Source organism: Arthrobacter sp. TMN-49 (assembly GCF_054511095.1).
Genome location: NZ_JBTNDH010000030.1, coordinates 1 through 19,644 on the forward strand (window position 1 = coordinate 1; position 19,644 = coordinate 19,644).

The 19,644-nt window shown below is 60.9% G+C and carries 13 protein-coding genes and 2 pseudogenes; 3 read left to right on the top strand and 12 right to left on the bottom strand.

The annotated features are described in order from the left end of the window. Positions 1-145: 145 nt before the first annotated feature. The 5 genes and pseudogenes from ACX80E_RS13315 to ACX80E_RS13335 form a co-directional block, all read right to left on the bottom strand. The gene (locus tag ACX80E_RS13315) at positions 146-1,411 is read right to left on the bottom strand and encodes an APC family permease (RefSeq protein WP_459302483.1); all 1,266 of its coding nucleotides are present in this window, start codon (positions 1,409-1,411) and stop codon (positions 146-148) included. 224 nt (positions 1,412-1,635) lie between these two features. Continuing rightward, positions 1,636-1,785, bottom strand: a pseudogene (locus ACX80E_RS13320) (DivIVA domain-containing protein); the annotation flags it as partial. Continuing rightward, positions 1,774-1,869: pseudogene (locus tag ACX80E_RS13325) on the bottom strand (DivIVA domain-containing protein); the annotation flags it as partial. The pseudogenes ACX80E_RS13325 and ACX80E_RS13320, both read right to left, overlap by 12 nt. Before the next feature lie 199 nt (positions 1,870-2,068). Then, positions 2,069-4,009, bottom strand: coding sequence for a penicillin-binding transpeptidase domain-containing protein (locus tag ACX80E_RS13330; protein WP_459302484.1), 1,941 nt, complete (start codon positions 4,007-4,009; stop codon positions 2,069-2,071). Between the two features lie 100 nt (positions 4,010-4,109). After that, positions 4,110-4,637, bottom strand: a complete 528-nt coding sequence (locus tag ACX80E_RS13335; protein WP_459302485.1) for a MarR family winged helix-turn-helix transcriptional regulator — start codon at positions 4,635-4,637, stop codon at positions 4,110-4,112. Positions 4,638-4,726: 89 nt separating this feature from the next. Here ACX80E_RS13335 and ACX80E_RS13340 point away from each other — a divergent pair, with 89 nt between their 5' ends. Next, the gene (locus ACX80E_RS13340) at positions 4,727-6,964 is read left to right on the top strand and encodes an MMPL family transporter (RefSeq protein ID WP_459302486.1); all 2,238 of its coding nucleotides are present in this window, start codon (positions 4,727-4,729) and stop codon (positions 6,962-6,964) included. Here ACX80E_RS13340 and ACX80E_RS13345 read toward each other — a convergent pair. The 3 genes from ACX80E_RS13345 to ACX80E_RS13355 form a co-directional block, all read right to left on the bottom strand. Continuing rightward, complete coding sequence (locus ACX80E_RS13345) at positions 6,914-8,500, bottom strand: ABC-F family ATP-binding cassette domain-containing protein (protein ID WP_459302487.1); 1,587 nt, start codon at positions 8,498-8,500, stop codon at positions 6,914-6,916. The two genes, ACX80E_RS13340 and ACX80E_RS13345, sit on opposite strands and share 51 nt — an antisense overlap. A 155-nt stretch (positions 8,501-8,655) precedes the next feature. Further along, positions 8,656-9,090 (bottom strand): hypothetical protein, encoded by a 435-nt coding sequence (locus tag ACX80E_RS13350; RefSeq protein ID WP_459302488.1) that lies wholly within the window; start codon positions 9,088-9,090, stop codon positions 8,656-8,658. Then, positions 9,087-10,589, bottom strand: a complete 1,503-nt coding sequence (locus tag ACX80E_RS13355; RefSeq protein WP_459302512.1) for a C2 family cysteine protease — start codon at positions 10,587-10,589, stop codon at positions 9,087-9,089. The genes ACX80E_RS13350 and ACX80E_RS13355 overlap by 4 nt, the downstream gene beginning before the upstream one ends. A 68-nt stretch (positions 10,590-10,657) precedes the next feature. Between ACX80E_RS13355 and ACX80E_RS13360 the strand changes: the two genes are divergently transcribed. Continuing rightward, complete coding sequence (locus tag ACX80E_RS13360; protein WP_459302489.1) at positions 10,658-10,834, top strand: hypothetical protein; 177 nt, start codon at positions 10,658-10,660, stop codon at positions 10,832-10,834. Positions 10,835-11,446: 612 nt separating this feature from the next. Then, positions 11,447-12,025 carry a DUF805 domain-containing protein gene (locus tag ACX80E_RS13365; RefSeq protein ID WP_459302490.1) on the top strand — a complete coding sequence of 193 codons (579 nt, stop codon included), beginning with the start codon at positions 11,447-11,449 and terminating at the stop codon, positions 12,023-12,025. A gap of 698 nt (positions 12,026-12,723) precedes the next feature. Here ACX80E_RS13365 and ACX80E_RS13370 read toward each other — a convergent pair. The 4 genes from ACX80E_RS13370 to ACX80E_RS13385 form a co-directional block, all read right to left on the bottom strand. Beyond that, the gene (locus ACX80E_RS13370) at positions 12,724-16,206 is read right to left on the bottom strand and encodes a DEAD/DEAH box helicase (protein WP_459302491.1); all 3,483 of its coding nucleotides are present in this window, start codon (positions 16,204-16,206) and stop codon (positions 12,724-12,726) included. A gap of 47 nt (positions 16,207-16,253) precedes the next feature. After that, entirely contained in the window at positions 16,254-17,006 is a 753-nt protein-coding gene (locus tag ACX80E_RS13375; protein ID WP_459302492.1) for a methylenetetrahydrofolate reductase, read from the bottom strand. 62 nt (positions 17,007-17,068) lie between these two features. Beyond that, positions 17,069-18,085 carry a lipoyl synthase gene (gene lipA / locus ACX80E_RS13380; RefSeq protein WP_459302493.1) on the bottom strand — a complete coding sequence of 339 codons (1,017 nt, stop codon included), beginning with the start codon at positions 18,083-18,085 and terminating at the stop codon, positions 17,069-17,071. A gap of 148 nt (positions 18,086-18,233) precedes the next feature. Further along, positions 18,234-19,631 (bottom strand): L-serine ammonia-lyase, encoded by a 1,398-nt coding sequence (locus tag ACX80E_RS13385; RefSeq protein WP_459302494.1) that lies wholly within the window; start codon positions 19,629-19,631, stop codon positions 18,234-18,236. Between the last annotated feature and the right edge of the window lie 13 nt (positions 19,632-19,644).

The following is a 19,644-nucleotide window of genomic DNA, read 5'->3' on the forward strand; positions in this document are numbered from 1 at the left end:
CGACTTCCTCGACAGCGTTAACATCCCCCACATCCCTAGCGAACGTGACCTTTAGCTCCACAATGTCTAAGACGGGACACCACCCCCCCCCCCCCCCCCCCCCCACGTTCCAGCGCCGAGCCATTCCAACGGAGAGGTCTGCGGGTCAGCGCTCCGGCGGGCGGGTTGCGCGCAGGCGGATCAGCCGCAGGCAGATTCCCACAGCAAACATGGCCAGGCCAACCCCCACCGACAGCGGCGGGAGTGTGGCCACCAAGACGACACACGCCGCGGCCCCGAGGACTTGGAGCACCTTGGGGTAGCGGCGGTCCTCGGCCGGTTGGGTGAATGCTGCAATATTGGCCACTAGGTAGTAGATCAGTACGCCAAACGAAGAGAATCCGATGGCGCCGCGCAGGTCAGCGAGCAGTATTACCGCGCAGATGACCACGGCCAGCACGGCTTCGGCCCGGTGCGGGACCTTGTGGCGGGGATGGATGGCGGACAGCCAATGTGGCAGGTCGTGTTCGCGGGCCATGGCCAGGCTTGTCCGGCCCAGCCCGGCGATGAGTCCCAACAGGGCGCCAAGGGCTGCCGCTGCCGCGCCGATTCCTACAATGGGTCCCGCCCACGCACCTGAGTCTGAACCGACGGCGTTGGCCAGAGGTGTGGGTGTCCCCGCCACGCCGCCCGGTCCCAACACGGCCAAGAGAGTGACAGCGATGACGGCATAGACAACGGCTGTGATGGTCAGGGCGATCACAATGGCCCGCGGGATGGTGCGCCCGGGGTTGCGAACTTCCTCCCCCATGGTCGCTATTCTCGCGTAACCGGCAAAAGCGAAGAACAACAGCCCGGCAGACTGCAGAATTCCGTACCAGCCACGCGCCAGCAGCCCGTCGCCCAGCATTTTTCCCGGGTCCGGCGCCGAACCGCCCCAGCATGCTGCCACGGCAAGACCCAACGACAAGATGACTCCCACCACCAGTATCCGGGTCAGCCCGGCCGTCCGGCTCACCCCGTGGTAATTCACGCCTGCCAGAAAGACCACGGCGGCGATCGCGACAGGGCGCTCCCACCCGGCCGGCGCCGCATAGGCGGCAAAGGTCATGGCCATTGCCGCGGCGCTGGCTGTCTTGCCAATGACAAAGCCCCACCCGGCCACGAACCCGGCCCAGGGCCCGATCCGCTCACGGCCGTAAAGGTAGCTTCCGCCCGAGCTCGGGTAGGCCGCGGCCAGCTGCGCTGACGAGGTGGCGTTGCACAAGGCCACCACGACGGCCACGAGCAGCCCGATCAGCAGTCCCGACCCGGCGGCCTGCGCGGCCGGGGTGAACGCGGCAAATACGCCGGCCCCGACCATCGACCCCAGACCAATGACAACAGCATCAAAAGTGCCCAGGCGGCGGGCAAGTGCGGCAGGGCTGCTCAACCGGGCACGGCTCCTTCAAACAGGTGATGGCCCGGTGGGAGCCGGGGTGGCCGTCGAAGACCGCCCCGACTCATTCAAGGGCGCCGGCATTCAACGGCGGAACAGCCACGATGATACTGCCCGAACGTGAACATCAGGAAAGCCGCAAAAATCTCCTGCCGGCCCTTGGCCGGGCGCCGCCGTCAGTGCCCCTGCCCCGACTCATAGCTGCTCACGGTTGCCGACACGTCGTCAAGGAAATCGTCCACCTCGTCTTGGTCGTATCCGGTGCGGAATTTGGTGGGAGTGAAGCGGGCCGCAGCAACACTATCGGAGCTTAGTTCGCCCGCACGGCCGCCCTCCCAGCATTGGAGGGTTTCGCGGACGGTCTCGATAAACGCGTCAACCTCATCTCGGCTGTAGCCTTCGCGAATCTTTGTGGTGGTAAACCTAACGTTGGAAAGGTCCGAACTATTCATTGTGCAGCCTTTACCGCCGGGCGGAACAATTTTGTTCCGCAATTGACATTCCACCCCCACCCTAAACCGGCTACGGGAAAAATGCTTGCGACATCACTTGAGACTGCTCAAGCCGCTGCCTGTGAAGTACGACGGCGGGAGGTGCGGGAAACATTCCACCGCACCTTTCGCCGTCGTACTTCAGCGGGAAAACTTGACGTTATTTCCCGGCGGCGGCGGCCAAGATGGTCTTGGCGAGCGGACCGCCCGTGACGGCCCCGAGGTCACCGTCTTCCACAAAGACAGCCACAGCAATGTCACCCTGGGCGGCGATAACCCACGAGTGCGTGCGCGGTGGAACATCGTCGCCATATTCTGCAGTTCCTGTTTTGCCAATGGCCGCATCCCCGGGAAGATCGGCCAGAAGGTCCAGATAGCCATCGGTGACCACTGCCCGCATCATGGTGCGCAGATCGCCGGCCTCCTTGGCAGACAGGGCAGCGCCTTCGGCGGGCTTGGCCTTGCCGTCGTGGCCGTCAATCAGCACCGGGGCCACTGGCGCGCCCTTGACCACGGCAGACATCATCGCCGCCATGGCCAATGGCGATGTCAACACCTTGCCTTGGCCGATCAGCGACGCCGCATGCTCGGTTCCGGCAGAATCGCGCGGCACGGCACCCATATACGCGTCCAGGCCCAGGTCATTGCTCATGCCGATGCCGAGGGCGCCGGCCGCATCAGCCAATTTCTCTTGCGATAGTTTTTCAAACTGTGACACGAAAGCCGTGTTGCAGGAGTGGGCCACGGCCGTGGTCAGCGACACCTCGCCGGTGGCCTCGGCTGCGTAGCCCGGTGCGTTGAGGAACTTCTTGCCGTCGGCGATGAACTCGGGCGTGCAACTCACGGTGGAGCTCGGGTTCATGCCCAAGCGGAAGAGCCCCAGTGAGGTGGCAATCTTGAACGTTGACCCGGGAGCGTACTGGCCCAGAAAGGCCGTGTTGTAGCCCTTGCTGTCGGGGCCGTTGGCGGAAGCCACAATGGCACCCGTGGAGGGGCGCATCACCACAACGGAACTAGCCGTCTTGACGTCGGCCAATGCGTCCTCGGCCGCGGTTTGCAGGTCCGGCAGCAATGTGGTCTTGACGTCCTTGCCGCTTGTGGCTTCCACCGTGAAGAGGGTCGTGGCCGGCGCGCTTTCAGCGGCCGGTGCCGTCCCGGCGTCGTCCGTGGGGTCAGCCGTTGGCGGGGAAACGGCTGGGGCACTGGCAGTGACTGTGACACCCGGGGTGCCGGAAAGCTGCGCGTCAAAGGACCCCTGCAGCCCGCCGGAACCCACAATCTGGCCGGCAACCACAGCACCTTCGGACATTTCAATATCCTCGGCCGTGGCTTCATGAACTGTGCCCAGGATGGCCGAGGCGAAGGTTCGCGACGGGGCCAACGGCAAGGTGGCGGGCGTGGCAAGGATACCGTCGATGGCGTTGAGCTTGTCATGATTCAAGGCGTTGAACGCATCCTCACGCAAGGTAACGGCGTCCACGAACGCCACCGGGCCGTAGGCCTTGACCTTGGCAACATAGCCCGCGGCGTCAATGTCCAGCACTGCCGCGAGCGCTTTCGCCGATGCTTGCGCGGCGGCGTCACTCAAGCCATCCTTGTTGATGCCAACAATTTTGACGGGGCGGTCCTTGACGATGGCCTGGCCATCGGCGGCGAGAATGCTCGCACGCTGCCCGTATGTGGTGGTGAGCTTGAACCGTTCACCGGCGGCAAGCTTGGGCTCCACCATTTCCGGGGTCCACGTCACGGTCCAGGCATTGCCGCTACGTTTCATCTCCGCCCCCGTTGAATACGTCCACGGCTTGGCAAGTTTGGGGATGTCCCAGGAGTAGTTCAGGGAAACCCGGGCAATGTCGTCCTTGATCTCGACGCCGGACACGCTGACAGTGGGCCACACCGGGTCGATGCTTGAGGAAAGCTCCGTCAATTCCTTCTGGACCTCCTCGGCAGGCTTGTCAAAGCTGAGGTCCCCCACCGTGTGGGCGGACAGGGCCTTGGCGAGGGCTTCGGCGGTGGAGCTACCGTCGTCCTGAGCCGAACAAGCCACGCCACCGAGGGCAAGGCTGACGGTAAGCAGCAAAACTGTGACGCGACGAATCATTGTGTCCCTGACGTTGATGTGTAACCCAGCCTACCCATGCCCCACTCGATCAGTTGCCGCACACCCCTGCTTGGCACACTCAGGACACCGGGTGAGGGAGCTATCGCCCCGTCGGGGCAGGGGCATCCTTCGCGTCTGCTGCCGCTGGCACCATGGGTACTTCAGGGGCTTTGAGGTTCTCCATGGCCGTGGCAGTGGCCGACGTCATGTCACGCAAGAACCGCTCCACCAGATCCAACTCCTCCGGCGTGTAGTTTTCTACTGCCCCGCTCAGTTCCATGGCAAGGGGAAGGAACAAGGTGCGGCCAACGTTTCTGGCGTGTTCAGTCATGGCGAGCTGAATTTGTCGGCGATCCGCTTGGTCGCGCTGGCGGACAACATGCCCCGAACGTTCCAGCCGGTCCACCAATGCTGTGGTGGCAGGTGAGCTGAGGTTGAGTGCCTCGCCCAGCTTGCCCGGGGTCATGGTTTTACCTTCACGGCTGGGGCGAACCAAAAAACCGAGGGCGTTCAGGTCGGTGCGGTGCAGGCCGTGCAAAGAAGCAACCCGCTCAACATAGCGATCAGATTCAAGCGTGAACTCGCGCATCACTGTGAATAGTTCGGTATGGGGCTGAGGAGACTTCATGAGACCAATCATCCCCCTATTTGTCACCCACTGGTTAAAAAAGTATCTCCACTATCAAATCTCTTCATTATGGAAGTATTGTGGTAGCTATGAATCCTCATGACTGGTCCCCGAAGCGTTGGCTCAGACTGACGCTGCCTGCAGTTTTGATTGTTGCCTGGCTCTTAGTTGCGGGGCTGGGCGGGCCCACGTTCGGGAAAATCTCCGATGTCTCCAGCAACGATCAGGCAAGCTTCCTTCCCGCCAACGCAGAATCGACTGTTGCGCGAGACTGGCAGCTGCGGTTCGTGGACACCAGCGCTATTCCTGCGGTGGTGCTGCTCACTAGCGATGTGCCAGTGACTCCGGCCCAGCTTGGGGAAATCGCTGCCTTGTCCAATAAGTTGAGCGCAGTTGGCGGAGTGCAACAGCCTACTCCCCCGGCCACCACCACCATCGCCGGGCCCATTCCCTCTGCGGACAAGCTTGCTGTCGAGTTCTTGGTACCCGTCGCCGAAACCGGTGAACTAAAAACTGTTGTTGAGAATTTGCGGGAGGTGCTGGCAGCTTCAGCTCCTGCCGGTATGAGCGTCTATGTCACTGGACCGGCGGGCCTCACCGCCGATCTAGTCAGTGCCTTTGGTGGCATTGACGGGCTCTTGTTGCTGGTGGCGCTTTTAGCGGTGTTTGTTATTTTGCTGGTTGTGTACCGCTCGGTGGTGTTGCCAGTTTTGGTCCTTTTCACCTCGGTGGTGGCACTCTGCGCCTCGATCCTGGTCATCTACTACATGGCCAGCTGGGACTGGATCAAACTCAGCGGCCAAAGCCAGGGCATCCTTTCCATCCTGGTGATTGGCGCGGCCACCGACTACTCGCTGCTCCTGGTGGCTCGGTTCCGCGAAGCCCTGCACCAGGTCGATTCAAAGTGGTCGGCCATGTGGGGTGCACTGCGCGGCGCCTGGGAACCCATCGTCGCCTCCGGTTCCACAGTCATTTTGGCCATGCTCTGCCTTTTGTTCTCGGATCTGAACTCCAATCGCAGCCTGGGCCCAATCGCTGCGATAGGGATTTTGTTCTCCTTGTTGGCCGCGCTGACGTTCCTGCCCGCACTGCTGGTGGCCTTCGGCCGAGGATCATTCTGGCCCTTCAAGCCGAAGGTGGAACACGCGCACAAGCATGAGGCCTTTGCCAGTACCGGGGTGGCTGCGGCAAACGACATCGACGTTGCCCGCGGCCTGGCCGGGATTGGCGGGCTGTGGCGCAGCATTGGGCTGCTGATTGCCCGCAGACCGCGCATGACCTGGGCGGTCACCTTGGTGTTGCTGCTTGCCGCCAGCACCGGAATTTTGCAGTTGCAGGCCAACGGTGTCTCCCAGACCGAGGTCATTCTGGGCCAAAGCAACGCCGTTGACGGCCAGCGGGCCCTGGCGGAGCACTTTGACGGCGGCAGCGGCAGCCCGGTGCTGATCATTGCCGGTCAAGGCAGCAAGGATCAAGTCCTGGCCGCAGCGGAAGGAACCGACGGCATCACCGAGGCCAGCCTCTACACCGGTAGCCGCCAACCCGCCGCCGAACCCGTGGTCAAGGACGGGCGCGTGCTGATCAATGCCACGTTGAAGGATCAGGCGGATTCAGAAGCTGCCGAGCAGGTGGTGGTGGAACTCCGTGACACGTTGCCGGTCGTTGATGCCAGCGTTTTGGTGGGCGGCGTGTCGGCGATTGCCCTGGACACAAACGTCACAGCACAAAGCGACCTGAAGAAGATTGTGCCGCTGGTACTACTGGTCATTCTCATGGTCCTGATTGTACTGCTCCGTTCAGTGGTGGCCCCGCTGCTGCTGATTGGCACAGTGGTGCTGTCCTATGGGGCAACGATGGGCGTCTCGGCGCTAGTGTTCAACCACGTGTTCGGCTTCCCCGGCGCGGACGCCACCGTCCCACTGTTTGGCTTCGTGTTCTTGGTGGCGCTGGGAGTTGACTACAACATCTTCCTCATGACGCGGGTCCGTGAAGAGTCACTGCTGATGGGCACGCGCGCCGGTGTGTTGCGTGGTTTGGGCAAGACCGGCGGGGTCATCACCTCCGCCGGCGTGGTGCTGGCCGCGACGTTCGCGGCCTTGGGCATCATTCCGCTGTTGTTTCTGGTGCAGCTGGCGTTCATCGTGGCGTTTGGCGTGCTGCTCGACACAGCGATTGTGCGCACCTTGCTGGTTCCAGCCTTGAGCTACGACTTTGGCAACCGCGTGTGGTGGCCTGCCAAGCCGGGCAAGTTCGGCGCGGGTATCCCGGCGCAGACTCTAGCCGCCGCTGACGGCGATGACGCCCGGATTCTGGGCATCAAACACTAGCCGCCGGTTGGCGATCTTGTCGGTGAAGAACCTGTCATGGCTGACTACCAAGACAGCGCCGGGGAAGTGCAACAAGGCCCGCTCCATGACCTGCGTGCTGGACATGTCCAAGTGGTTGGTGGGCTCATCGAGGACCAATACTGAGGCACCTGACAGCAGGCACTGGGCCATGGCAACGCGGGCTCGCTGACCACCGGAGAGATTGCCAATGCGCTGCTTGAGATCTGCCTCGGAGAACTGGAACATGGTAAGGAACCTGTTCACTGACTTCTTGGTGGCTGTCAGGGCAAGGCTGTCCGGCATGGCGTTGACGGCGTGCGTAACAGTGTCATCCGGGTCGAGTTCCTCCAGTAGCTGGTTGTAAGAGACCAGCCCGCCGCCCTTGGCCCAGGTGACATAGCCAGAATCGGCAGCTTCTTCACCGGTCAAAGCGCGCAAAAGTGTTGACTTACCGGAGCCGTTGGAACCCAGCACCACAATCCTGTTGCCGCGGCGAATCTCAAAGCTGAGGTCGTTGAACAAAGTGCGGTCCCCGTACGACTTGGTGAGTGATTCCACCCGGCACAACACGTCCTTGACGTGCAGGCCACCGTAAATCTCGGTGATGATCTTGTCCACGGGCCGCGGCGCACGGGACTTCTTGATTTTGGAGAGCTTTGAATCCAACCCCTTGGACGCAGCCTTGGTTGCCTCGCGGCGGTCGGAGATCCCCTCGGCCTCAAACGCCAGCAGCTCGGATTCGTGCATGAACTGGCTTTCCAGCGTCTTCAACCTGAACTGTTTGGCCACCACGTATTCGGCAAAGTTGCCGGGGTACTCGTGCAGATGGAAGTTCTCCAGCTCGATGATGCGGTTGACCACCGAGTCAAGGAACTTCCTATCGTGGGAGACAATGATCGCCGCGCCCTTGAAGTTCTTAAACCAGCCTTCAAGCCATTCCACACCCGCCACGTCAAGGTAGTTGGTGGGCTCATCAAGAAGCAGGACATCGGGTGCTTCGAGCAGGATTTTCGCTAGGGCGGCACGGTTGCGCCAGCCGCCGGAAAGGTCGTCGATGGCTGCAACGCGGTGGGTCTCACTGAAGCTGAGGGTTGTCAGCACCTTGTCGATGTTGCGCTTGTAGTCCCAGCCGTCCAACCGGTCCATGTCATCGAAAAGCTCGGACTGGCGGTGGATCAAGCGGTCGAGCTCATCCGCGGAAGGATCCGTGGCGATGGCTGCGTCGATGCCGGCCAGTTCCGCTTCAATGTCCTTGACATGGGCAAAGAGCTCTTCGAGCACCTCGAGGATGGTGGAGGCGCCGTTCAGCTCGGAGAACTGGGAGAAGTAACCAATCTTGGTGCCCAGTTCCACGCTGACAGTGCCGGTATCGGGCTCAACCTGGTCCATCACGAGCTTGAGGAGGGTGGATTTTCCGGAGCCGTTCTTGCCGATCATACCCACCCGGTCTCCGGCTTCAAGCTTAAAGAACGCCTCGCGCAGCACCTGGACCTTGTCGAAGCGGACGCTGACGTCGTTGAGACGGATCAAGCTCATGGGTGTGGTCCTTTGTTGCGGAGAGTCGGGGCAGGAAAAACACCCGCCCCTACTTTACCGCGCAGCCGCACCCGGGGCACTGCGGCCCAGTGCCGCCGTCGAACGTGGGTAATGTCCGACGGCGGCGACATCTTTGCGCAACGAGGATCCGGTGGTTATTCCTGTTGAGAGGTCAGTTCAAACTGTGCACTGTCGACGCAGATTGAGCTGATCTTCAGCGTGTACCCCCTAAACGTGACTTCATCTCCCATGGCCAGGCCCTTGAAGGTTTCATCAATCGACGGCTTGGGCTCTTCGGCCCACACAACCAGATTGACCGTGGGGACGGCAGAGTCAATGTCCGTTCCAGCCAGGCCGATGTTGGGTGTGAATCGGGCCCCCTTGGCGGACTGGGGCAACCCGGGGATTGGCCCCACGGCAGAGGGGACCACACGGTAGCTTCCAACGCCAGTGCAGCTGGGGGTTGTGGTCATGGGGGAATCCTTAATGTCTGTGGTGGGCGTTGTGCCGGGGGCGCCCGTGCAGGCGGTCAGGCCCAGCAGGCCTGCAGCCAACACTGCACGCAGTGTCAGGGCTGTTGCCATGTTCATGGAGCAATCACACTTGCATCGTTGAACATGTCCTCAAACTGCTTGGGCGTCATCGTTACCTTGGTTCTCTCGGGCCCCCACGGGTTTTGCAGGACAATGTTTCCGTCTGCGTCCATTCCCTCAACAGTAAAGGCATGGCCTGCGATGTACCCGTCAGGAGCGCCGTCGGGCAGCTTGGATTGGGTGGTCACAATGGCAGATTGACCATTCTCAACAGCCTCCCACAATTGCGTGGAATCCGTAGTCTGCGAAACGTCATTTCCGGTCAGGTACTTCAAGGCATCCGGGCCATAGTTTCCTTCAATCGCCCGGTATTCTCCGGGGCCGTAGACCTGGTCCTTGACGCCGTCATTGTTGGTGCCGTCTTGATCTATATCTTCCCCGTACACCTGTGTCAGCGCCTTTTCAACGTAGGCTGGCCAGTTGCCGTTGCCGCCAGGCCGGGCACCCTTCTCCGTGCCCTTGTCATTTGCCGGAACATCGTCGGTGACGGTCACCCATTGAGGCTTACGGTCTTCGTCATACAGCTTGACTGAAACTGTCCCGTTGCCGTTGTCAACAACATGCTCCGCCACCCATTGGGGATCATTGACCACCAGCGCGCCTGCCCCGGCCAAGACAACGCAATCACCATAGCCGCCCTGCTTGATGTCGTTCTTGCTGGGATTATCGCCCACCACCGGCCCGGAGGGATTCATCCACTGTTGTGAATCATCCCCGCTCGCACCGCCTTCACGGGCACCGTCGCCGTGAGCCACACCGTTGGGTTGCGCCCACGGGAACTGTTCCTTGATGCGCGCCACTTGCTCCGGTGATGCTTTGGACAACAACTGGTCCAGCAGCCGCTGCCGCTCAAAGGGTGTTGTTCCCTGGGCGTTGAACAGGCCCTTGCCATCGCCAGCTATTGCTTCGGCAAGTTTGTGCAAATCCTTATCCGAGAGTGATTCCAGGAACTGGTCAAGCTCAGCCGGGCTGAGTTTTTCCAACGCCTCGCGCAGCTTCTCCACATCCTTGTCATTGCCCAGGAATACGTTGTTGGAGTCAGAAGCCTTCTCCGTCAGCTCCTTGAGCGCGTCAAGTTCGCCCTGACTGAGGTCCGCCTGCCCCTTATCCCCATACCGTGGCTTTGAATGATCGGTTCCGGTGCCAGCTTCGCCTGCCGAAACAGAGGCCGACCCGCCTGCATCCGCGCTGGCTGTTTCTTGCTCCTGTGCCTGAACCCGCAGTTCATTGCCAGCTGTAACCAGCCCGGCTGCAACTTTAATCAGTGTGGGGCGGAGCCGGGAGGACCACTGTCCCCGGAATCTTTGGGCGTCTGGCCCCTGCCAACCCCTGCCTTGACCAATGTGCTGGGAGAGCACAGTGTTCGATTGTGTGAGTCTCTCTGCAGCCTTGTTGAGTTCCCGCGCAAACTCACGCAGCTCGGCAACATCGGCCCCTTGAAAATCCGCCACACCATCCGCCTCTTCGCTTACTCCTTGCACGTCAAGCAGTGACATCACAGTACGGCTTTCCCTGGCACACGTCGATGGAGAGTTGTATCCATTGGCGCAAGGAATTGCCGTGTATGAGGTCATCGCCCACCATCATGATTGTGCTGCTGCTCGGTTCCTCTCGCCCGAAGGCCAAGGGCCTGACGTTGGGCGCCGGGCTGCTTTTTCTTGCCGGAGGCAAGTTCCTAAACCGCCTCAAGAAGGGCGACGCCGACCCCTCCCCTGTTGGCTGGTTTCCGCCAAGACCATGAGCCCGGGCTGCAGCCTGGCAACCGGACTGGCGCTTTCTGCTGCTCAACACTGAGCCAGATCCTGTGCCTGTGCTCTAACAGACTCCTTGTCGGAGTCGCTGGTGCCCAGATCCGTCTGTGCCTTGCTGGCCGTGCTGGCGATCTGCTGCAACTGCGTGTGCAGAGCATCGATGGAGCTTCGCGCGCTCGTGACGCCGGCATCGCTTCAGCTAAACGACTTTGCAGCCGCCCTGAACCCACCCACATGCCCGGCGACCACCGCCCCCCTGAACTACCAAGGTTCAAGACAAGAACTTCAACAATGAACCAACAGGTACTTCAGGAGGCCTGAGTCCTACCGGGTCAAAAACTCCCTCAGAAATAGCCAACCGCTCAAATGGACTAGAAACGTGCCAAGGTGGCCTAACTCTTAGCGCCGAAACGGCCTACCAAAACTAGACAAAACACAAGAAACCCACGACGGTATGTTCTGGACACGCCCGGGTCTCTGAAACCAGCGGTACCACCGACTCGGCCTAGCCATACCATCGCGCGATATTTGCCAATCTATTCGATAGACTAATGAGATTATTACCAAGGAGAGCGCGCCTCTCCATATACAATTCCTAGGAAATGACGATGCCCGAACTGGATTCCCGTACCCTGACCGGCGTACAAAGCACGATCTCTACTGAACCGCCTGAGATCACGGAACCGCTATATGGTGCCCCAATTGGGCAGGCAATTAGTCGCTTCTTCCGCAAGTACACAGCCTTCCACGGGCGCGCGTCGAGAAGCGAGTTCTGGTGGGTCGCCCTGTCCCACGCCGTGTTGTCACTCGTGCCGTCTGTCGTCCTGGGCATTGGTGTAATCGTCGGAACCGCCTGGGCCGTGAACAACAAGCAGGCGGAATATTACGACAATGGCAACGGCACGCAGACCCTTCTCGGCTATTCTCAACCTGGGATTCTCCAATATCCCCCTGCGGCTATTCTCATCGTCATCGGGGTTGCGGTTTCGGCCCTACTCTTCCTCGCAACCGTGGTTCCTCTTCTGGCACTCACATGGCGTCGTCTACACGACGCCAACTTCCCCGGACCGTTCTTTTTCTTTTCGGCGATTCCCGTCATTGGCTCGTTAATCCTGCTTATTCTCGTAGCACAACCGTCAAAAGATGACGGACGCCGATTCGACCGCCAACCTACCCTCTAGGCATTCTGAATATGGCAAACATGGGGCTCTTGTGACTTTTCCGTGGGTCATTTCCGTCGGGGAAGCACCGGTTTGTGGCCGCCGAGGCTGAGCATGGCCAAACTCAACCTGTATCCACCGAGCCGGTTTGGCGGGTGGCTGATTCCCGATTTTTGCTGGTTTTGTGATTCTGGGCACGATCGCAGCGATGCCGGGACGGCTTCTCTCCACAGTTCCCCACTGGCTGCGCCGGGTACCGCAAGCGCACGCCCACTTGTTATACGAGCAGGCAGTGCAGCGCGCGTTCCGCCTCAACGCTGACATCCTGGTCCGCCCCAAACAGTGGCCAAGCCTACTCGGCTGGAGCCTGAATATTTTGGCCGCTGCCGCACTGGTTTATCACCACCGGGTAAGCCCCGAAATTCCACGTTCCACCCTGGACCGTGATCGGGCCCTTCACTCAAGGTAAGCTGCTGAGCCCACCGCTGCGTACCGGAAAAGTGACCAGACCTTGATTCCCTGTGCCCGAAAATAGGCGTCGCCATTACGACGACACTAATGACCATACCCACATGCCCGGCAGCGCTGACGACCAGCACGTCACCATGACGACCAAACCCACCAATCCCATCGCTATCCAAGGCGACGCCGCAGGGTGTCTGCAATCCTCATCGACAATAGGATCGGCAGCTTCGCGTCCTAAAACTTCAGCCACCTCATCACGCGTCAAATAGGCCCCGGACGTCGTCAGCGGTGATGGCTGAGGAGAACATGGCGTCGTCGTCCATGACTGAACTGAAGAGTTTCGCCTTCTTTTCCTTCAGCGCCATGACCTTTTCCTCGATGGTGCCCTTGGCCACCAGCCGGTACACCATGACGTTTTTCGTCTGTCCGATCCTGTGTGTGCGGTCCACGGCCTGGTTCTCGGTGGCAGGGTTCCACCACGGATCCAGCAGGAAGCAGTAGTCCGCTTCGGTGAGATTCAACCCAAACCCGCCGGACTTCAGGCTGATGAGGAACACCGGGGCAGTGCCTGATTTGAAACCGTCAATAACCTGGCCGCGCTTGCGGGTCTTGCCGTCCAGGTACGCGTACTCAATCCCGGCGGCGTCCAGGCGTTCCCTGGCCTTGCCCAGGAACGACGTGAACTGGCTAAAGATCAGCGCCCTGTGCCCCTCAGCCACGACGTCTTCGAGCTGCTCGAACAGGACATCGAGTTTGCTGGACGGCGCACTGGCGTACTTCGGATCCACTAGCGATGCGTCCAGGCTGAGCATCCGCAGCGTGGTCAGGGATTTGAAGATGGCGAAACGGTTCTTGTCCATGTCACCGATCAGCCCCAGGACCTTCTGGCGCTCAAGCTGAAGGTGGCGCTGGTAAATGGTGCGGTGCCGCGGCGCCAGCTCCAGTTCCAGGACCTGCTCCTGCTTGGGTGGCAGTTCCTTGGCCACAGCGTCCTTGGTGCGGCGCATGATCAGGGGCCTGATCCGGCGTCGCAACTGCTTCAGCCGCTCCGAATCCCCCTCCTTCTCCACCGGCTTGCGGTAGTAGTCGGCGAAGTGAGTTGGCGAGGGGAACAATCCCGGGGAGGTGATGGCGAACAGCGACCACAGCTCCATCAGGTTGTTTTCCATGGGTGTTCCGGTGATGGCCAGCTTGAACGGCGCAGGGAAGGCGCGCGCCACCTGACTGGCCTTGGTCAGGTGGTTCTTCACAAATTGGGCCTCGTCCAGGATCAGCCCGGCCCACTCCTGGCTCGCATAGGCCTCGTGGTCCAGCCGGAACAGCGTGTAAGAGGTAACCACGACGTCGGCCCCGTCCACTAAGGCTGCCGCGTCACTTCCGCTCTTGCGCAGCGTATCGGTGACGGCGGTGGTGTTCAGGGTTGGGGCAAAGCGTCGGGCCTCGGCCTCCCAGTTGGACACCACTGAGGTGGGTGCCACCACCAGGAACGGTTTCGTTGTGGCGCCAGCTGGCGCCGTGGCCTTGGCATGGGTGATCAGGGCAAGGGTTTGCAGCGTTTTGCCCAACCCCATGTCATCTGCCAAAACCCCGCCCAAACGGTTTTTGAACAGGAAGGCCAACCAGTTGAAGCCCTCCTGTTGGTAGGGCCGTAGCGAGGCCAACAGTGTTTCCGGCACAGGGACAGCTGACACCACCTCCAGCTCAAGCAGCCCGGTGACGGATTCTTCCCATGCCGAGGCCTGTTCGGCCGTCGTGGAAAGTTCCTTCAGCTCCTGCCACAGGCCAGCCTGGTAGCGGCTGATGGTCAAGGATTCACCCGGCTCCTGCAGGCTCCTGGCCTCTTCAATCAGCTTGCGCAGTTGCGCAAATTCGGGCTGGTCCAGCGCAAAGAAGTGACCGTTGGGCAGCATGAGGTGCTCCTGCTCCGAGGCCAGGGCCAGGAACAGTTCCCCGAAGGGGATGTCCACCTCGTCCAAGGTGACCGAGACGCCCAAATCAAACCAGTCGCCGTCGGCTGTTCCCTTGGTGCTGATGCCGATCTGCGGGGTGCCTGTCAGCTCCGTATAGTCCGGGGCTGTGCCTGTGGTGTCCACGCGCACGTGCTCCAGTGCGGCGAGCGCGGGCAGGGCTTCGGTAGTGAACCGGGCTGCGGCAACATCCTTCAAGTGCACGGGCTCGTTGCTGCCAGGATGCAGACTGGGCTTGTGGGGGAATGCCTCTCCCGTGGCAGCCGGGAAGTCTGCTAGCGTCTCAGCCACGACCTTGAGCAGCCGCGCCTCGAAAGCGTCGTCGCGGTATCCGGTTCCGCCACTCACCATGGGGTACTTGGTGATGGTTTCACCGGCTGCGTACTCCCAGTGCCAGTGCAACTCCAGTGCGGGACCGGCAGCCTTACGTTTCGTCGCGGTGACCGGGGGCACGTGAACCGCCGTCAGCACCAGTTCGGGGTCCCGGATCTCCGGCAAATCCGCGGCCCCGTCGCTGGGGCGCAGGTCCATGCTCTGGCGCAGCTGCGGGTAGTAGTTGCCCAGGAAACGGTCCCGCCCCGAGGCCGGGACTTCCAGCGGCGATCGGGAGTTGATCAGCGATTTCAGCGCGTCCCCAACGGATTCAGAAACTGGTGCAAAGTTGATGTTCTTTTGTGTCAAGGCCGTTTGATCAGTTCCACCGTCCCACCAGAACAGGCCGTGGACAGGTGTTCCCAGGGTGGCGATGGCCGCCGAGTCCACTGTGGCGCCGTTGGCGATCGCCTGCGGAACTAAGCGGATGCCGCCGTCGTCCAGCGAAACAATGTCTGAGCTGACCTGAGCTCCAGCCAACCGCGTCACAGTTGTTGATTTCCTGGACGTGACAAATTCCATGCCAATCTCGGTGGCTTGGCTCAGAAGATTCCACAGCAGGGGGGAGTTGAAATCATCCAGGCAAAGCCACTTGCCTGTGCCATACCCGGTTCTTGCGGCCGTATAGACGGAATAGAAAACCTGCAGCCACTTCTTATGCTCCGAGTTCAGGCCCTGCATGTAATACAGGCGCGTCATCTCGCCCCAGCCGAGGCTGCCGACAACCCACTTGCCAGCATCGCTGCGCATCACCGGCCGCACACCAAGCCTGACCCGTGGTTGCTGCGCTGTCTTGGAGCTTGGTGATGTGGCGCTCTTCCTTGAGCCGTGCCTGGCGGCGTAGGGATCTTGCGGTTCCTGGACCAGCTCAAATTGCAACGCCAGCGGGACCGCAGCCGCCCCGGCAGTATCTGCTGTCCAGTGTGATCCCCAAAACGCTGGCGCCTCCACGGCTGGAGGTTGGAGTAACCGTTCGAGCTGCTGCTCCCACGGCGCCGGCTTGACGGGAGCCTCTTTTTTCGGTTTCGCCGTGGTTGTTGTGGCTTGTTGTGCCGGCGAGTCAATAACAGCTGAATTAACGATGTGATCGGCCTCCATGAGGCGGTTAGTTGTCAGCACCAAGGCCGCCGCGTGCTTGCAGTTCCACCCCACAGGACAACTGCATTCACCTTCAACCAGAACTGAGCCCTTAGGTTCATCCAAGAACGTGGCGCTGGTTGAGTAAACATCTCCACGACTGCCGGATACTCGCCCCTGCAATTCGAGCCGGTCCTCGACCCACTTGATGTTGCGCACGTGCCCATTGACCGAATAGTCGAGCCCGCGGCGCACCGCTGCTGGGCCGACTAGTTTCCTCAGGGCAGCGTAGTCCACATAGGGGACAAGGGAAAGATCCATGCTCTTAACACTACAGAGAGTAAGGGCGTCGCTGGCCCCCTCGAACCCTACGAAGGGGATTCGATGTACCCGCCGGGCAGTGGGCCAAGGCTGTTGAAGGTGTACAGGTGAATACCAGCCAGCGGAGTGGGCAGGTTCACCAAGTCCGAGATGAACTGTTCGGTTTGGTAGCGGTTGCCGCCCAGAAGTGTCCTGCCCAATGCTCCTTTGCCGCTGATGAACCGCAGCGAACTGCCCACACCGATCTTCGTGGCCAGACGGAGGAGCTTTGCCCGCGGGACGGCACCGGCGACCCCTGCCAACACGGGGAGCATCACGCCCTCTCGGCGCAGGTCGGCCATATAGTCAGCAATGGTGGCCGGCGAAAAACACATCTGGGTGACCACGTGGGTTGCCAGCTCCTGCTTAGCCAACAAAGATTTCACTAGCTGCGCGTCCGTGATGGCAGGGTGCCCCTCCGGATATCCGGCCACGCCCATCCTGATGCTGTTGCCGCTCAGCTGCGCGATCTCACGCATGAGGATCTCACTTGAGTCGTAGGGCCCTGCGGCCTGCCCCTTGTCGCCACCAATAACGAATACCTCGGTGATTCCGGCGGTGGCGCACTCACGCAACATGCCAGCCAGCTGTTCACGGGAGGCAACGGAGCGGGCCGCCAAATGCGGGACCACGTTGAAGCCGTGCCCAGCCAGTGTGACGGCCGTTTCCATGGTGCGTTCCACACCGTGCTGAGGCAGGCAGGTCACTGTGATGGTTGTGCCGACGGGCAGTTGCGCAAGCGCAGCGTGAACTATGTCCATAGTGGGGATGATTTCCAGGCGCAGGGGGAACATCCTCGGACCCTTCCCTTTCTTGGGTGTAACTATTGTGCTGCTATGAGTGAGGCGGCTTCTTGGCGGGTGTGGCCGGAATCTTCGATGCCTTCGGCGATGTGGGCCAGGTGCTCGGGAATGTCGCGGCCCTTCTTGCGCATCGCGGTGGCCCACAAACGTCCGGCCCGGTAGGAGGAACGCACCAGCGGCCCGGACATGACACCCAGGAACCCGATGTCTTCAGCCTCGGCGGAGAGCTCCAGGAACTCTTGCGGCTTAACCCAACGATCCACCGGCAGGTGACGTTCGGAGGGGCGCAGGTACTGGGTGATCGTGATCAGATCAGTGCCGGCGTCGTGCAAGTCCTGCAGGGCCTGACTGATTTCGTCCCGGGTCTCGCCCATACCCAGAATCAGGTTGGACTTAGTGACCATCCCCAAATCCCGGCCCTGCGTCAAAACATCCAGGGAGCGTTCGTAACGGAACGCGGGGCGGATGCGCTTGAAAATCCGTGGCACCGTCTCCACGTTGTGTGCAAACACTTCAGGCTTGGACTCGCAAATCACTGTGATGTGTTCGGGCTTGCCGGAGAAGTCAGGGATCAACAACTCCACCCCCGTGGTCGGGTTCAGCTCATGAATCTTCCGCACCGTCTCGGCATACAGCCACACACCCTCATCCTCGAGGTCGTCACGAGCCACACCCGTCACGGTCGCGTAGCGCAGATTCATTTTCACCACGGACCTAGCCACCTTGGTCGGCTCAAACCTGTCGATCGGTGAGGGCTTGCCCGTATCAATCTGGCAGAAATCACAACGCCGAGTGCACTCGGAACCACCAATCAGGAACGTCGCCTCACGATCTTCCCAGCACTCAAAAATGTTAGGACAGCCAGCCTCTTCACAGACAGTATGCAGCCCCTCACCCTTGACCAGATTCTTCATGGCAATGTACTCCGGACCCATGGAGACCTTAGCCTTCATCCACTCAGGCTTCCGCTCCACCGGCACAGCAGCATTCCGCTGCTCAATACGCAACAACTTGCGTCCCTCAGGTGCCAACGTCATGTCAATTCTCCTTCATACTGTTTACCTGTGCCGGTTGCCGCGGGTTGTGTTTGACGCCTGCGCATGGTGGCCTGTGAATGATGCGCCACTTGCACAGTGGCGCATCATTCAAGGGCCACGGCACGCAGAACTCGCACGTTCGCCGGTGCTAGCATTCCACGACGTTGACGGCGAGGCCGCCCATGGCTGTTTCCTTATATTTGGAGGACATGTCGCGTCCTGTCTCGCGCATGGTGACGATGACCTCGTCCAGGGAGACGCGGTGCTGGCCGTCGCCCCAGAGCGCCATTTTGGCCGCGTTGATGGCTTTTGCTGCGGCAATGGCGTTGCGTTCAATGCAAGGGATCTGCACCAGCCCGCCGATGGGGTCGCAGGTCAGGCCCAAGTTGTGTTCCATGGCAATCTCGGCCGCGTTTTCCACTTGTTCCGGCGTGCCGCCCATGACCTCGGCCAGCCCCGCGGCAGCCATGGAGGAGGCCGAACCGACCTCGCCCTGGCAGCCCACTTCCGCACCGGAGATGGAGGCTTGTTCCTTGTAAAGGACACCCACGGCTGCTGAGGCGAGCAGGAATTTAACCACGACGGCGTCGATGGCTTCCTGAGGCGCGTCCCGCATCCCTGCTGTGTAGTGGGTGGCGTAGAACATGACGGCCGGGATGATGCCGGCGGCCCCGTTGGTGGGGGCAGTGACCACCCGGCCCCCGGAGGCGTTTTCCTCATTCACGGCCAAAGCCACCAGGTTCACCCATTCCTGCCAGAACTTCGGGTCCCGGTCCGGATCTTCCGAGCGGAGCCGGGCATACCAGTCCGGCGCCCGGCGTCGAACATTCAAACCACCGGGCAAAAGTCCTGTCCGGGCCAGGGAGGCGTTCTTGCAGTCCTCCATGACGTCGCGGATGTGCAGCAACCCGGAGCGCACCTGCTCCTCGGTGCGGGTCACCAGCTCGTTGGCCAGCATGACACCGCTGAAGTTTGTGCCCATAGCTGTGCAGTGGGCTAGGAGTTCCGCGGCCGTACGGAAAGGGTGCGGGAGCTTTTCCTTGGAGCTTTCCAGTTCCGCGGCTGCCGCCTCAACGGCACCTTCACGGATGATGAACCCGCCACCCACGGAAAAGTAGGTGGCCTCGTGCAGAACAGTGCCAGCGGCGTTGCTGACACACAGTTTCATGCCGTTCGTGTGGCGGGGAAGAATGGTCAAGGGGTGCAAAATGATGTCCTCGGCACCGTAGGCCAACGCCACACTGCCACCCAACAGCAAGGGATCACCGGCGGCAAATGCGGCCAGACGAGAATCGACCTCTTCGGGCAGGACCAGTTCAGGCTCACGGCCTTCCAACCCCAACAACACAGCCGTCATGGTCCCATGCCCACGGCCGGTGGCGGCAAGTGAACCATACAAATCGACCTTGACCGAGGAAACCTGCCCCAGGATTTCAGCGTCCAACAGTTCCTGGACAAAAGCAGCGGCCGCCCGCATCGGCCCAACAGTATGTGAGCTCGAGGGACCAATGCCCACCGAGAACAAATCAAAAACACCAACGGACATGTGAGTCCCTCAC